Source organism: Pseudodesulfovibrio sp. S3, assembly GCF_004025585.1.
Classification (GTDB): domain Bacteria; phylum Desulfobacterota; class Desulfovibrionia; order Desulfovibrionales; family Desulfovibrionaceae; genus Pseudodesulfovibrio.
The window spans coordinates 304,081-319,164 of record NZ_QTZO01000005.1 but is presented as its reverse complement, the minus strand read 5'-3'; the positions used below and the strand labels follow the sequence as shown (position 1 = coordinate 319,164).

Here is a 15,084-nt window from a genome sequence, read left to right as displayed (position 1 = left end):
AGCGGGCCAGCTTGCCGTCCTTGATGACGGTGCAGCTGCCGCACATGCCGGTGTCGCAACCGACCTTGACGCTGGTCAGACCGAGATTGGCACGCAGCACATTGGCCAGGGATTCCTCAGGCTCACAAATGACTTGCCTGGTGACCCCGTTGACTTGGAGAGTCCGTTTGAACATGACAGTATACCTCCTTAAGGTGTCTCGTGATCTCTCTGTTACGGATTCAAACCGATAACAGGCTCTTATTTCCCAAAGGGACAAATGGGGTAGCGGCAGACCTCGCAGGTCGCACAAAAACCACCGTGTCCCATGGTCACAACATCCTCGCGGGTCACTTTTTCCCCGGCCAGAAGACGGGGAACCACCAAGTCGAATACGCTCGCACGATAATACATGACACAACCGGGCAGTCCGAGGATGGGAACCCCGGACAGGTCGGCTATCATGAACATGGCACCGGGAAATGTCGGCGAACCATAGGTGATGATCTCGGCCCCGGTGGCTCGGATGGCCGTGGGCGTCTGGTCGTCCGGGTCAACGGACATGCCCCCGGTAACCATGACCATCTCTGCACCTTCTGCGATGAAAGCCAGAATGGCGTCACGGGTCATGACAGGATCATCCGACGACAGCCGCTGGTCCATGATCGTGGAACCAAGATTGGAAAATTTTTCACGGATAACCGGGCCGAATCTGTCCGTGATACGCCCGTGATAGACCTCGCTGCCGGTGGTCACCAGCCCGACCTTATGATGCTTGAAGGGGCGCACACCGACCACGTAGGGGTATTCGGCGCACAAGGCCTCGGCGCGCTCTATCTTCTCTTCGTCGATGACAAGCGGCACCACGCGGGTACCTGCCACGGCCCGTGGTTCCGTAATCTGCTGCCCGTCATGCATGGTCGCCAACACGACTTCTTCAATGGAATTGATGCGGTTCAAGGCTTCAACGTTAACATCGAGCAAACCCCGCTCGGCCTCGAAGTTGACGCGCCCTTCACAGGCTTGGGACAAAGTGATGCCCGGCCCGGCCGCGGCCCTGGCTATGCGCAACGCGGCTTCATCCTCATGAACCTGGCCCGGAGCCAGATCGAGCACGCACACATGCTCTTTGCCGATCTCGAGCAGAAGCTGGACATCCTCACCCGCAACAATATGCCCCTTCCTGAAGGCTGGGCCTTTGCTTTCCCCAGGAACGATCCGTGTCATGTCATGGCACAGGACCATGCCGACGGCTTCTTCAACGGGAACTATTTTCATTATGCAACAACTCCATGGGAATGCTTGATCATGATAATAATTCGACCGGATATCACTCTCCAGAACAACACTATGCCAAAAAAGACATAATAATGGCTGTGGGTTATCGAAAACTGACAGTATCAGCCAGAGTTGGCAACGCAGTGCAACCGTGGACAAGGCACCATCGTGTCGAAACGAGCACAATGTAGCTTTGCCATGTCCTGACGTCAACCGATTGAATCCATAATTGCACGCCTGTCACAGTTGCCGCCAAAGCGCCCGGACGCGACGATTTCGACCTCCACGGAACGCCCGCAAAAGGCCGCCGACGCCCCCCGCACAGAGGGATACGAAAAACAATATAGAATAACTGAAAATATCAGGCCTGTTTCAGCGGCAATGCCCCCAAAATCCCAACGCAAAACCTGCCGTCCTCCCTGCAGGATTGTTGCAAAATAATAACACTGCACACCTATTTATTGCTTGCAACCGCTTGTCTTTTCCGATCTATATAAAAGAGTGGAAATTGTTTTTTGAAGCACCCCCGTAACCATATTCATTTTCCATTGGCGGTACAAATGTCACACATCTCAAGAGAAGATTGCATCAATACTGAAACGGCCACCCGGAAGGAATGGCTCGACACCAACGGGTTAGGCGGATACGCGTCCAGCACAGTCATAAACTGCCATACCCGCAAGTACCACGGCCTCTTGGTGGCGGCCCTCAAAAAACCCAAAGGCAGATTCGTCCTGCTCTCCAAGGTCGAAACCTCACTTGTGGGCAACGGAAAGGAATTCCTCCTTTCAACCAACAAATTCCCCGGCGTTTATGCTCCCACGGGGCATCAGTTCGTGGAAGGATTCGAACAGGGCTTGCACCCGGCCGTCACGCTCCGCATAGGTGATGCGTTGGTGAAAATATCCATCATGATGGTGTATGGCAAAAACACTGTACTGCTCTGCTACGAGCTGCTCGAAGGCAAGGTCAAGCCTACCCTGAGAATCCGCCCCCTGCTCGCCTATCGCGACATCCACACCCTGACCCGTGAAAACATGTTTCTGCGTCCCAAGTCCTACCCGGAAAAGAACGGCCGGAAGATACAACCTTACGAAGGCATGCCGCCGCTCTACATGGGCACAAACAGGACATCCGAATTCTATCCCGGCCCCAAATGGGTACTCAACTTCGAGTATCTCATGGAGCGCACACGGGGCTTCGACTACCAGGAGGATCTGTTCTGCCCCGGCATGTTCGAAACAACCCTGGAAAAAGGTAAACCCGTCATCTTCGCCGCATCCGTGGAGCCGCTCGGCAACCTGGAGCGACTGCGCAAGAAAGAGGTGGAACGACGCGAGAACGAATTCGCCGCCTGCAAGGACCGCAGCAAGAGCGTGCAGAAGCTGAAGTACGTCTCCGGCCAGTTCCTGATCCGCAACGCCTCGGACTTTGCTTCCGTGGTGGCCGGGTACCACTGGTTCGGCGAATGGGGGCGCGACACCATGATCGCGCTTCCGGGCCTGACCTTCCATGCGGGGCGCAAAGACTTCGGCGAAGAAGTCCTCGCCTCCTATGCCGGGCTTGAACGCGACGGTCTGTTGCCGAACTATCTCGACCAACGCTCCGATCACCTTGCCTACAACTCCGTGGACGCATCCCTTTGGTTTTTCTGGGCCGTGCAGCAGTATCTCAAGGCCAAGGGGCAAAAACAGTTCGTCATGGAAAAACTCTATCCCGCCTTGCGCAACATCATTGCGGCCCATCTGGACGGGCGCGTACCGCTCTGCTCTGTCGGCGAGGACGGGCTGCTTTATGCAGGCAACGAGCACACCCAGCTAACCTGGATGGACGCCCAGGCATACGGCCGCCCGGTCACGCCGCGCCATGGAGCGGCAGTGGAAATCAACGCCCTGTGGTATAACGGGCTGCGCTTTTTCCTGGAGCTGGCCACGGAAGACGACTCGGCCCTGGCCGTTCGTGCCGGGGAAGCAGCCGACAGGATCGCGGCCAATTTCGTCGACCTCTTCTGGAACCGGGACGACAATTGTCTCAGCGATGTGGTCAACCACGGCCACCAGGATCACTCCATCCGGCCCAATCAGATTTTCGCCGTGTCATTGCCCCATACCATGTTGAACATCGACCAGATGCGGGCCGTGATCAGCGTAGTCCAGTCGCACCTGCTGACCCCGTACGGGCTGCGGACGCTCTCCCCCAGAAGCCAGGCATATTCGCCGTTTTACGAGGGAGATGCCGATGCCCGTGATTCCGCCTACCACCAGGGGATGGTCTGGCCCTGGCTGGCCGGACACTTCGGAGAGGGGTTGCTGCGGCAGGCTGAAGACCGGAAAGGGGCCAAAGCATTCCTGAGAACCTACTTCAAACCGATCCTGCGATCCTTCCCGGAAGACTTCGGCATTGCCTCCATACCCGAACTCTACACCGGCAACCCGCCGCACTTACCCAAAGGCACCATCGCCCAGGCATGGAGTGTGGCCGAGGCCGTGCGCCTCAACAAAATCCTAGGGGAGAGTTAGCCGTGCGTGTACTCATGTTCGGGTGGGAATTCCCGCCATATATCTCCGGTGGCCTCGGCACGGCCTGCCTCGGTCTGACCAAGGGGCTGGCACACTTCGGCACGGACATTCTCTTTGTGTTGCCCCGTCTCGATTCGGACGAGGAAGGCAAACACCTGACACTCCTCGGAGCCAATCGCGTCAGCTCCAAAGTCGGTATCTCGGAAATCCTGGAACTGCGGGAACGTCTCTCGGTGTTCGAGGTGCTTACCCCGCTTCGTCCGTACATCACGGAAAAGGAATACCGCTCCATCCTGGAGAGAAACGAACTCATCACCTCCGAGGATCTCTTCGCAGAGTTGGGAAACGATTTCACCGGCGGCTACGGCAGCAATCTCATGGCCGAAATCGTCAGATACAGCCTCATCGGCGCCCGTCTTGGCGCCACCGAGACCTTCGACGTCATCCACGCCCACGACTGGCTCACTGCCCCGGCGGGTATCGAAGCCAAACGCATGTCGGGCAAACCTCTGGTGATCCATGCCCACGCCCTGGAATTCGACCGCTCCGGTGAGCACGTCAATCAATCCGTCTATGACATCGAGCGGGCCGGATTCGAGGCTGCCGACCGCATCATCGCGGTCAGCCACTACACCAAAGACATCATCGTCAAACGGTACTCCATCGCCCCGGAAAAAATCACCGTGGTCCACAACGCCGTGGCCAAGGAGCGCCGCCTGGGACAACTGCGCATGGAAAAACCGTTCAAGGAAAAACTCGTGCTCTTCCTCGGCCGGATCACCTTCCAGAAAGGACCGGACTACTTTGTCGAGGCCGCGGCCAAAGTCCTTGAAAAGAACCCGAACGTCCGTTTCGCCATGGCGGGATCAGGGGACATGTTCCCCCGCATGGTCGAACGCATGGCAGAACTGCGCATTGCCGACAAGTTCCACTTCCTCGGCTTTGTTCGCGGGGGCGATGTGGAACGCATCTACGCCATGAGCGACCTGTATGTCATGCCCAGCGTCTCCGAGCCCTTCGGGATCACGCCGCTGGAGGCCATGGTCTTCGATGTTCCGTCCATCGTGTCCAAACAATCCGGCGTTGCCGAGATTCTGGACAATGCGGTCAAGATCGACTTCTGGGACGTGGACAGGCTGGCCTTCGAAATCCTGGACATCCTCGGCAACGAAAAGCGGGCGCAGCAGCTTGTCGAACAGGGCAGGGAAATGCTCAAGAAGGTCCAGTGGAATCACGCGGCGACAAAGGTTCTCGAAGTATACCGTCAACTCGCCGGAGGTGGCGCATGACCGCTGTCTGTTTCTATTTCCAGGTCCACCAGCCCATGCGCCTCGATCAGAAGTATTCCTTCTTCGACATCGGGCGCAATCACAACTATCGGGACGAGGCCGCCAACCGGGATATCATGCGCAAGGTGGCCGACAAGTGCTACCTGCCCGCCAACCGGCTGATGCTCGACCTGATCAACCAGTTCAAGGGCAAATTCCGCATCTCCTACGCCATCACCGGCGTGGCCATGGAGCAGTTTCAAGAGTTCTGCCCCGAAGTGCTCGACTCCTTCCGGGAGTTGGCCCAAACCGGCTGCGTGGAATTCATCGGCGAGACCCACTACCACTCCCTGGCCTTCCTTTTTTCCAAGGAGGAATTCCGTCGTCAGGTCAAGATGCACGCGCATGTCCTGGAAGAATTCTTCGGGGCCAAGCCCGTGACCTTCCGCAACACCGAGTTGATCTACGGCAATGAACTGGCCCTGGAAGTGGAAAAAATGGGCTACAAGGTCATCCTGGCTGAAGGCGCCGACCAGGTGCTCGGCTGGCGCTCCCCGAACTTCGTCTACCAGCCGGCCGGGTGCTCCAAGCTCAAGGCCATGCTCAAGAACTACCGCCTCTCCGACGACGTGGCCTTCCGCTTTTCGGACCGAGGCTGGAGCGAATGGCCCGTGACCTCGGAAAAATTCGCCCGATGGGTCCACGCCATCGCGGGCAACGGCGACGTGGTCAACCTGTTCATGGACTATGAGACCATCGGCGAACACCAATGGGCCGACACCGGCATCTTCCAGTTCTTCCGCAACCTGCCGAAGGACATTCTGGACCATCACGATTTCACATTCAGGACGCCGTCTGAAGCCGCAGCACTAATCGATCCCATGGCCCAGCTCGACGTGCCCTATTTCACCTCATGGGCAGACCTTGAACGTGACGTCACGGCATGGCTCGGCAATCCCATGCAGGACCAGGCAGCCGAAATGGCCTATGCGCTGGAGGAACGGGTTCTGGCAACAAAGGATGAAGACATCATAGCCACCTGGCGTGAGTTGCTGACCAGCGACCATTTCTATTACATGTGCACCAAGTGGTTTTCCGACGGCGACGTACACAAGTACTTCAACCCATACGAGACACCCCATCAAGCGTTCATAACCTATATGAACGTACTTAACGACCTCGCCCTCAGACTGGGCGAGCCCGCCGCGACATCGAACTAGGAGAACAGGCATGGAAACCAGTTGGCTTTTCGAAGTATCATGGGAAGTGTGCAACAAGGTGGGCGGCATCCACACCGTCATCAGCAGCAAGGCGGAACAGGCAAAGGCCGTCTTCCAGGACAGGTACATGGCCATCGGACCGCTTCTGGACCGCAATCCCGGATTCAGTCCATGCGACCCGCCCAAGGAAATCGCACCGGCGCTGAAGCGGCTCAAGGAAAAGGGGGTCGAAACATCCGTGGGCCGCTGGGACATTCCCGGCAAGCCATGGGTGTTGCTCATCGAATTCCACAACGCATTCCCCTCCCATGACAAATTGCTTTTCCAGCTTTGGAACGATTACGGCGTCGACTCCATGGCCGGAGCCTGGGACTACATCGAACCCGTCCTGTTCAGTTCGGCCTCGGCCATGGCCATCAAGGAAATCAGCGACGACATCGAAGAAGGGGCCAATGCCATCGCCCATTTCCACGAATGGATGTCCGGGGCGGGCGTTCTCTATCTCAAAAAATACGCGCCCGGCGTTAGCACCGTGCTCACCACCCACGCCACCATGCTCGGCCGGGCCATGTCCGGCTCCGGGGTCGACATCTACAAGCGGCTGGAGGAAATCGAACCGTCCGAAGAGGCCAAGGTGTTCGGCGTCACGGCCAAGCACTCCATGGAATCGGTCTCGGCCCGCGAGGCGGACTGCTTCACCACGGTATCCAACATCACCCGCAAGGAGGCATCCCACCTCCTGGGCACCAACCCCGCCGTGGTCACGGTCAACGGATTCAACATCAAGGGCTTTGCCAAACCGGCCACCGTTGCCAACACACACAAATCCTCCCGCAAACAACTCCTGGACCTTGCCGCCCTTTTCCTGGAACGGGAGCTTGACCCGAAAAAAACCCTGCTTGTGGCCACCAGCGGCAGATACGAGTTCCACAACAAGGGCATCGATCTGCTCCTGGACAGTCTTTCGGACCTGGAAAAGGCACTCGGCGACACCGGAAGCGATGTCACGGTCGTGACATTCCTCCTGGTATCCTGCGGCTATGCGGGCTTCAGCGACGAGGCGCGCAGACGCCTGAAGCAGGAGCGGTACGACATGGAAAAGTATGCCGGGATTTCCACCCACCACCTCGGTGACCCCGAGCACGACCCCGTGGTGCAGAAATGCCGCAATCTCCGCCTGGACAACGCCAGGGAAAATCGCTGTTGCGTCATTTTCATCCCCGTCTACCTCGACGGCAACGACGGCGTCCTCAACCTCGAATACTACGATGCCCTGGCAGGCATGGACCTGACCGTGTTCCCGTCCTTTTACGAGCCGTGGGGCTACACCCCCATGGAGAGTGCGGCCTTTTGCGTGCCCACGGTCACCTCAGACCGGGCCGGATTCGGCCAGTGGGTCATGGAAAAATATCCCGACGGCCATCCGGGCGTGCAGGTGCTCAACCGGCTGGACGACGAATACGACACGGCCAAGGACAAACTGACCAGCTTCCTCGTGGATTTCACCAACTGGTCCGAGGAAGAACGCGCCCACCGCACCGGCGAGGCCCGGAAAATTGCGGAAGAGGCAACCTGGGAACAATTCTATCCCCGCTATGTCGAGGCCTACGAACATGCGGCGGAGATCAGGGGCGAACGCATCGCAGGCGTACAACGCATGGCCTCCGCCCCCGGAAAGGAAATTTCCTTTTCCGGCGTCAACACCGTGCAACCGAGATTGCGGTCCTTCACCGTGGTCACGGAACTGCCGCTGGCCCTGGCCCGTCTGCGCGATCTGGCCAACAACCTGTGGTGGGTCTGGCACCGGGATTCGCAGGAACTCTTCGAATGGATCGACGCAGACAGGTGGAACCATTGCGGACACAACCCGGTCCTGTTTTTCGACACCATGGACCGCAACCGGCTCAACGAGCTTTCCGGCGACGCAGAGTTCATGGAGCGTTTCTCCACCGTTCTGGGACGGTTCGACAACTATATGGAGGAAAGGGAAACAGCCGACGTCCAAGGCATCACCTGGGACAACCCCGTGGCCTATTTCTCCATGGAATTCGGTTTGCACGAATCCATCCCCATCTATTCGGGAGGCCTTGGGCTTCTGTCGGGCGACCACATCAAGTCGGCCAGCGACCTCAATCTCCCCTTTGTCGGCATCTCCCTGCTCTACAAGAACGGATTCTTCCACCAGAAGATCAACGGCACCGGCGATCAGGTGGTCGAATACCACGAGAACGACTTCGCCACCATGCCCATCTCCCCCCTGCACGACGATTCCGACAAGATTCTCGTCACCGTGGAACTGCCCGGTCGGACCGTGTACGCCCAGATATGGGAGGTGCATGTGGGCCGGGCCAAGCTCTACCTGCTGGACACCGACGTGGTGGAAAACTCACGCTCGGACAGGGACATCACATCCCGACTCTACGACCCCACCGCCAAGATTCGCATTGAACAGGAGATCATCCTCGGCATCGGCGGCGTCAGGATGCTCAAGGCACTGAACATCACCCCTTCGGTCTATCACCTCAATGAGGGTCACTCCGCCTTCCTGCTCTTCGAACGCATCCGTCACCTCATGCTCATCGAGGGCATGGACTTTGCCACGGCCAAGGAGATCGTCCGGGGCTCGACAGCATTCACCATGCACACGCCCGTCCCGGCAGGAAATGAACGCTTCGAGAAGTCGCTTGTGGAAAACTATTTCCGAGGCTACGCCGAAGAAATGAACGTCTCATGGGATTCTCTCTGGACCCAGGGCCACGTTTATGCCGAAGAGGCCGACCACCTGAACATGACCATTCTCGCCCTTCAGCTCTCCAGCTTCCGCAATGGCGTCAGCAGGCTGCACGGTGACGTGTCCAGACGTATGTGGATGGACCTGTGGCGCGGATTCCTGCTCAGCGAGGTTCCGGTGGGCCACGTCACCAACGGCATTCACATCACCTCCTGGCTGGACGAGCGGATGCGGCACGACATCGAGGAGTCCTGCAACCTTTCCGTCCATCAGGAGCTCCTGAACGAAAACAGTTGGGACTGCCTGCACTCCATTGACGACAGTCGGCTGTGGAACACCCATGTGGCCCTGAAGCACCGCCTGTATGACGAAGTCCGCCGCTCCATCTCAAATCAGTGGACCCGTGAGGGCGAGCCGCCCAACCGCCTGCACACCTTCCTGAACACCCTCAACCCGGACCATCTGACCCTCTGCTTCGCCCGGCGCTGCACGGCCTATAAACGACCCACCCTGATCTTCCAGAACCTGCAACGGGCCAAGGAAATCTTCTGCAACAAGGACAGACCGGTCAACATCATTTTCGCGGGCAAGTCCCATCCGGCAGACGGCATCGGGGCGAGCTACATCAACCTCATCTGCCGCCTGGCGAAACAAGATGATTTCCTGGGCCGGGTCATATTCCTGGAAAGCTACGACATCCGTCTGGCCCGGCTGCTCGTGTCCGGCGCGGACGTCTGGCTGAACAACCCCACCCGGCTCATGGAAGCCAGCGGCACCAGCGGCATGAAGGCCGCAGTCAACGGGGTACCCAATTGCTCCATTCTGGACGGCTGGTGGGACGAGGCCTACAACGGCACCAACGGCTGGTCCGTGGGCAGCGGCCTGGTCTATGAGAGTCAGGTCAATCAGGACATCGTGGACGCCGACAACCTCTATGCCACCCTGGAAAACGAAGTCATCGCGGAATTCTACGATCGCGACGACAACGGAGTCCCCCATGCATGGATAGCCCGGATGAAGGAATCCATGCGGACCGCGTTCCGACAGTACGGCACCCACCGAATGGTGCGGGACTATATCCACGACATGTATCTGCCGACCATTGAGCAATCCACGCTGCGCAACAAGGACAATTATGCCCTGGCGCAAAAACTCGGAGAATGGCGCACCCGCATCCCCGGCCGCTTCTCCACGGTGACCATCAAGGAAGTCCAGGTGGAAGGCATCCTCGGCGATGTGTTCAAGCTGGGCAGCCAGTTGATCGTCAAGGCCAAGGTGGACAAGGGGCAGATGCTGAATGAAGAGATCCTTGCCGAACTGGTTGCGGCCACTCCCAACGAAGAGGCCATCGTGGATTGCATTCCCATGGAACTGAAACATACCGAAGGGAATACGCTGGAATATCACGCAAAATATTCACCCAGCGTCTCGGGTCCGATCCGGTACGGCGTCAGGGTGATCCCGACCCATCCGGGACTGGCGCGCAAGTGCGAGCCCCGCCTGATCAGATGGAGCTGATTCGGCCCGCGCAGAACTCAAGCCCCGCAACGCATCATGGCGTTGCGGGGCTTTCCCGAATGCCAATCCAGGGTATGGGCATACTTCGAAGGCCTTCCCGGAACCATGCTCCCGCCTTCAGAAAAATTTGCATTGTCTCCATGACTGCATCGCAGTAAGAGGTGGCTGGAGACACACGCGGCCATGAGAAAAATGCTCGTCATCACTCGCGAAGGAAGCCGGTCCCAAGAGATCGGTGATCTGCTGGATCAGGACACCGAAATCCTGACGGAAACCGCTTCCGACGCCACCAGGTCCGGGGACAGGGATGTGGACACCCTGTTCGTCGACGTGGAATCCCTGCTGGGCAGGGACACCACCATCACCAAGGCCTTGAACGGCCTGTGGGCGCGCTTTCCGTCCGCAGCCATCGTGGTCATGGCCGACGAGGAGCAGACCAGATATGCAGTGGACGCCGTCAAGGCCGGAGCCTTCGACTACCTGACCCACCCCATCGAAAAGGCGGAACTGGGGCTGATCGTGGACAAGGTCCGCGAGTCCGACGTCCTGCAATCCGAACTCGACTACCTGCGCGGTCAGTTCTGGAGCGAGGATTTCCTCGATTACGTGGACACCCGAAGCAAGAACATGCGGGATGTGTTCGTGAAAACCCGGCAAGTGGCAGGCACCCGGTCCACCGTCCTCCTGACGGGCGAAACCGGCACCGGCAAAAGCCTCATCGCCAAACTCATCCATGCCCACAGCAACCGCAAGAACATGCCTTTCATCAGCGTGCATTGCGGGGCCATCCCCGACACTCTGGTGGAAAGCGAGCTGTTCGGACACGAAAAAGGCGCCTTCACGGGCGCGGTCCGACGCAAGCTCGGCAAATTTGAACTGGCCCACGGCGGCACGATCTTCCTGGATGAAATCGGCACAGTGAGCCAATCGGTCCAGGTCAAACTGCTCAATGTCATTCAGGAACGGATGCTACAGCGGGTGGGCGGCGAGAACGACACCCCGGTGGACGTGCGCATCATTGCCGCCACCAACGAAGACATGGGGGAACTGTGCGAAAAGGGCAAGTTCCGACGCGACCTGTTCTATCGCCTCAACGTCTTCCCCATCCGCATCCCTCCGCTCCGGGACAGGAGAGAGGACATTCCCAGGCTTTCCGAATACTTCATCCAGCAATTCAACGGACTGCTGAACACGGAGGTCAAGGGCATTCACCCGCAGGTTCTGGACACACTCATGGAGTACGAGTGGCCGGGAAACGTCAGGGAACTTGAAAATGTCATCGAACGCGCCTGCATCCTTGAAACAGGCGATATCCTCCTGCCGGAGAGTTTCCCCCCGGACCTGCTCGATACCCAGGGAGAAGTCGTCACCTGGCCGGTGAAAACCAGCCTCCCCCTCAAGGAAGCCCGCCAGATCACCATAGATAAATTTGAAAAACAGTACCTTTCCAGCCTCCTCGATCAATGCGGCGGCGTAATCAAGGACGCTGCACTGAGAGCCGGAGTGACGACCCGACAACTCAACAAACTCATGACCCGGCACACCCTGAACAAAAAAGATTTCAAAAAAACAGGAATCACTGGTTCCTAAACGCACGAAAAACGGAATCGAAAGTTCCTATGTCTGTGTAACTACCTAATAACACGGACAAAAGCTACTCAGGCCCACACCTCTTCCCCACACAGTCGCCGCCATTCCATGACCGATTCCCTGCACATTTTCAAAAACAGGAACTCAAAATTCCCATAATGCCCGAGGGTGTTACGGGAAATACACCATTATATTAAACAGTTAATCGTGTGGCACACTCTATGCTTTAGGGATTGCTTGAAAATCAGGATTGAAGAGCACATGCCACACAAACAAGATCAGCAGAAAAACACCACGGAAACCATCAGGGGAATGGTTCTCCCACAGCAGTGGGATGAACAGTTTCGGGTGACGGAAGTGCTGATCGCCTGCAAAGACGAGCGGGAGATTCGCGTCGAAAATTTCGAGAACCTCCCGAACCTGCTCTCCCTTTCACGGGCCGAAGCGGTATTCACCGGCGTGATACGCACCAAGGAAGGAGTGGAATCCATGATTGTCGAAAGTTTCACTCCGATCGAAAACACCATCTAAGGAAAAAACCATGCACACAAGACTGTTCCACGTATTCATAGGCGCACTTCTCTGCGCAATTCTGACGTTGCCTGCTCACGCGGAAATGACTGACGGCAGTCCTGTCACGGTGTGGGGAGTGGTGGTGAACACAGATTTCGGCCTGGTCTTGAAGGACGGTTCCTCCGACTACCTTCTGCTCGGGGTCAATGATCCCCAGTTTGAAGGCAAGACCTGCGAAGTCATCGGCATAGCCACAAACAGTTTGGGCATCGAAGCCATCAACGTGGAGAGCATCGAGATAATCGGAGATGCAACCTCACAGAACTATTCCATGATTTCTCAACCGGCGGTCATTGCCGCCGGTCGGCACGGCGCAGGCACGGTATACAGGTCATGCCTTGGAACCCACGGCACAACCGGACCGAGCCTGTGCTCTCTGCACACCCCCTTGATGCGTCACAGCGCCTGACCGAATATCGGTTCGAACACTTCAGACAACACTTGAGAAAACCAATGGACACGACAATCAGAGAAGACGAACTGCCCGAAGAGATGCGGGAAGTTCGCATTTCCTCGGGAATCACTCCCAAAGATGTGGAACCCATCCTGAACATGGCCGCTGCAAGCGGATTGTTTTCCTCCGATGCCATGATGTCCGCCGAGGACATGGCCTGGGACAGCGCGTATGGGAACGGCGAGGAAATGCAGACGTTTCTTCTGGCCAAGGTCAATGAGGGAGAGCTTGACAGGATCATCGGATTCCTCTGCTTCGGTCCCATCGGGCATTGGCCTGACATGTTTGAATTGTACGGCATCACCGTGGACCCGGAATTCAGACGATTGGGCATAGGCTCGGCATTGGTGGCCGAAATGGTTCGACGCGTGGAAGAACAGAACGGAAAGCAGATATTTCTTGAAACCGGTGAAGATCGGGCATTTGAAAATGCCCGATCTTTCTACGAAGCCAACGACTTCTCGCAGCAACAACGATTCTGCAAGCAGTTCATCCCCCTGGAAGGCGGCGTGGTTTATCATCTGAACATTGACAACGAAGACTCTGACAAGAACTTTCAATAAGTGGTGGAGGGACCATGGCTACGGATGTTTACGAGGATACCCTGTTCGGACAGATACTCCCCTTGGACTGTGATGAAGACTCCGTTTCAGGTATTATTCTTCTCGTGGACGGTGAAGAGGAATTTATTGTCGAACCAGACGACAACGGAGAAATCCTGGCTGGGCACATCGAAAGATGGGTTACGGCGGAAGGCGTTGTCCTGGAAGACGAAGATGAGTTACGGATCAAGGTGCGATATTACACCCTTGAAGACGAAATAGACTACGACGCCGACGACGACTGGTAGCCAAAAGCAGTGCCATCAAATCCCGCAGCAGGCACACCGAGGAGCAGTATTCCATGATTCATCCCAATACCGAGGTTCGATTCGTCAACCCGAGCATGGGCTATGGCGTCTTTGCAACCTCGGACATACCCCGTGGTACCATAATGTATGTAAGAGACCGACTCGAATCGGAACTCGCCGGCAAGAGGTCCGAAAAACCCGGACAGCCTGAAGACGCCATGACAGGCAAGGATTCGTTTTCTGATGAAAACGGCGTGCATATAGTGAGCTGGGACAACGCCAAGTATGTCAATCATCGGTGCGACTGCAACACCATGGCCACGGGATACGGATTCGCAATAGCCATCCGCGACATTTGGAAGGGTCAGGAAATCTCTGAAGAATACGGTCTATTCAACCTGGACAGGGTCATCCCCCTGGCCTGCGGCTGCACGCAGTGCAGAAAAAGCCTGCGTCCGGACGACCTTGAAAAATATCACGCCCGCTGGGACGAACTGATCATTTCGGCACTGAAAAAAATACCCGACGTTTCCCAACCGCTCATGAAACACATGGATGCGGAAGTGAAGAAAAATCTCAGGGCCTACCTGTGCGATGAAGAACCCTATACTTCGGTGCTGGAACTGCGATACCATCGAAAGCCGCTGCCGGCTTCCCTGGTCCCGCCGGACATCACCCAGCCTTCCTCCCACGGGTTCAATGGTTAGAACTCAGGGGCAGCCCCAAACGGGTATCGGGTGGCGGGAACGGTTCTCACCACCCTTTTTTCATGTTCCGCCCAAATGGGGGTGGGGCTAACTCATGGGTATTCTCCTCGGCACACAGGGGAACCCCAAGGTCCGGCCTATCCCGGCTGCGGCCATTGTCGACATCCCTCTTGTCTTAAGGGGCAATAAACGGTTAGAATCCACCCGGCTCGAGGGCAAAAACAATTCCCCGTTCTCTCTGCCGGACTCCGCCATAATCGAGACCGATGCCGATGCGCCCAAAAGACGGCGCATGATGCGTACTGGCCCGGTGGCTGCCCCTTCGGCCCACCCCCTGATCAACGGACACATTGTCCCAGAAAAACAAGACGACGTCGCTGTTGCGTGACTCCCGCCG

13 protein-coding genes are annotated in these 15,084 nt (G+C 57.2%); 11 read left to right on the top strand and 2 right to left on the bottom strand.

Features of this window, described 5'->3' with window-relative positions; all coding sequences use genetic code 11:
• Positions 1–175 (bottom strand): 2Fe-2S iron-sulfur cluster-binding protein (locus DWB63_RS08370; RefSeq protein WP_128328366.1); only part of this gene is annotated, 175 nt, incomplete at its 3' end.
• 65 nt (positions 176–240) lie between these two features.
• Positions 241–1,257 carry a molybdopterin-binding protein gene (locus DWB63_RS08365; protein WP_128328365.1) on the bottom strand — a complete coding sequence of 339 codons (1,017 nt, stop codon included), beginning with the start codon at positions 1,255–1,257 and terminating at the stop codon, positions 241–243.
• A 560-nt stretch (positions 1,258–1,817) separates the two neighbouring features.
• Here DWB63_RS08365 and DWB63_RS08360 point away from each other — a divergent pair.
• The 11 genes from DWB63_RS08360 (at position 1,818) to DWB63_RS08310 (ending at position 15,075) form a co-directional block, all read left to right on the top strand.
• A complete protein-coding gene (locus DWB63_RS08360; protein ID WP_128328364.1) occupies positions 1,818–3,776 on the top strand; it encodes an amylo-alpha-1,6-glucosidase in 1,959 nt (652 codons plus the stop codon).
• A 2-nt stretch (positions 3,777–3,778) separates the two neighbouring features.
• Entirely contained in the window at positions 3,779–5,065 is a 1,287-nt protein-coding gene (locus tag DWB63_RS08355; RefSeq protein WP_128328363.1) for a glycosyltransferase family 4 protein, read from the top strand.
• Positions 5,062–6,264, top strand: coding sequence for a glycoside hydrolase family 57 protein (locus DWB63_RS08350; protein ID WP_128328362.1), 1,203 nt, complete (start codon positions 5,062–5,064; stop codon positions 6,262–6,264). Before DWB63_RS08355 ends, DWB63_RS08350 begins: the two co-directional genes overlap by 4 nt.
• 10 nt (positions 6,265–6,274) lie before the next feature.
• A complete protein-coding gene (gene glgP / locus DWB63_RS08345; protein WP_128328361.1) occupies positions 6,275–10,513 on the top strand; it encodes an alpha-glucan family phosphorylase in 4,239 nt (1,412 codons plus the stop codon).
• Between the two features lie 183 nt (positions 10,514–10,696).
• Positions 10,697–12,103 carry a sigma-54 dependent transcriptional regulator gene (locus DWB63_RS08340; protein ID WP_128328360.1) on the top strand — a complete coding sequence of 469 codons (1,407 nt, stop codon included), beginning with the start codon at positions 10,697–10,699 and terminating at the stop codon, positions 12,101–12,103.
• 261 nt (positions 12,104–12,364) lie between these two features.
• Positions 12,365–12,634 carry a hypothetical protein gene (locus DWB63_RS08335; RefSeq protein ID WP_128328359.1) on the top strand — a complete coding sequence of 90 codons (270 nt, stop codon included), beginning with the start codon at positions 12,365–12,367 and terminating at the stop codon, positions 12,632–12,634.
• Positions 12,635–12,644: 10 nt separating this feature from the next.
• On the top strand, positions 12,645–13,085 hold the full coding sequence (locus DWB63_RS08330; RefSeq protein WP_128328358.1) for a hypothetical protein: 441 nt from the start codon (positions 12,645–12,647) through the stop codon (positions 13,083–13,085).
• Between the two features lie 44 nt (positions 13,086–13,129).
• Positions 13,130–13,693 carry a GNAT family N-acetyltransferase gene (locus DWB63_RS08325; RefSeq protein WP_128328357.1) on the top strand — a complete coding sequence of 188 codons (564 nt, stop codon included), beginning with the start codon at positions 13,130–13,132 and terminating at the stop codon, positions 13,691–13,693.
• 14 nt (positions 13,694–13,707) lie between these two features.
• A complete protein-coding gene (locus DWB63_RS08320) occupies positions 13,708–13,980 on the top strand; it encodes a hypothetical protein (protein WP_128328356.1) in 273 nt (90 codons plus the stop codon).
• Between the two features lie 53 nt (positions 13,981–14,033).
• On the top strand, positions 14,034–14,687 hold the full coding sequence (locus DWB63_RS08315) for an SET domain-containing protein-lysine N-methyltransferase (RefSeq protein ID WP_128328355.1): 654 nt from the start codon (positions 14,034–14,036) through the stop codon (positions 14,685–14,687).
• 94 nt (positions 14,688–14,781) lie between these two features.
• Positions 14,782–15,075 (top strand): hypothetical protein, encoded by a 294-nt coding sequence (locus DWB63_RS08310; protein WP_128328354.1) that lies wholly within the window; start codon positions 14,782–14,784, stop codon positions 15,073–15,075.
• Positions 15,076–15,084: the final 9 nt, after the last annotated feature.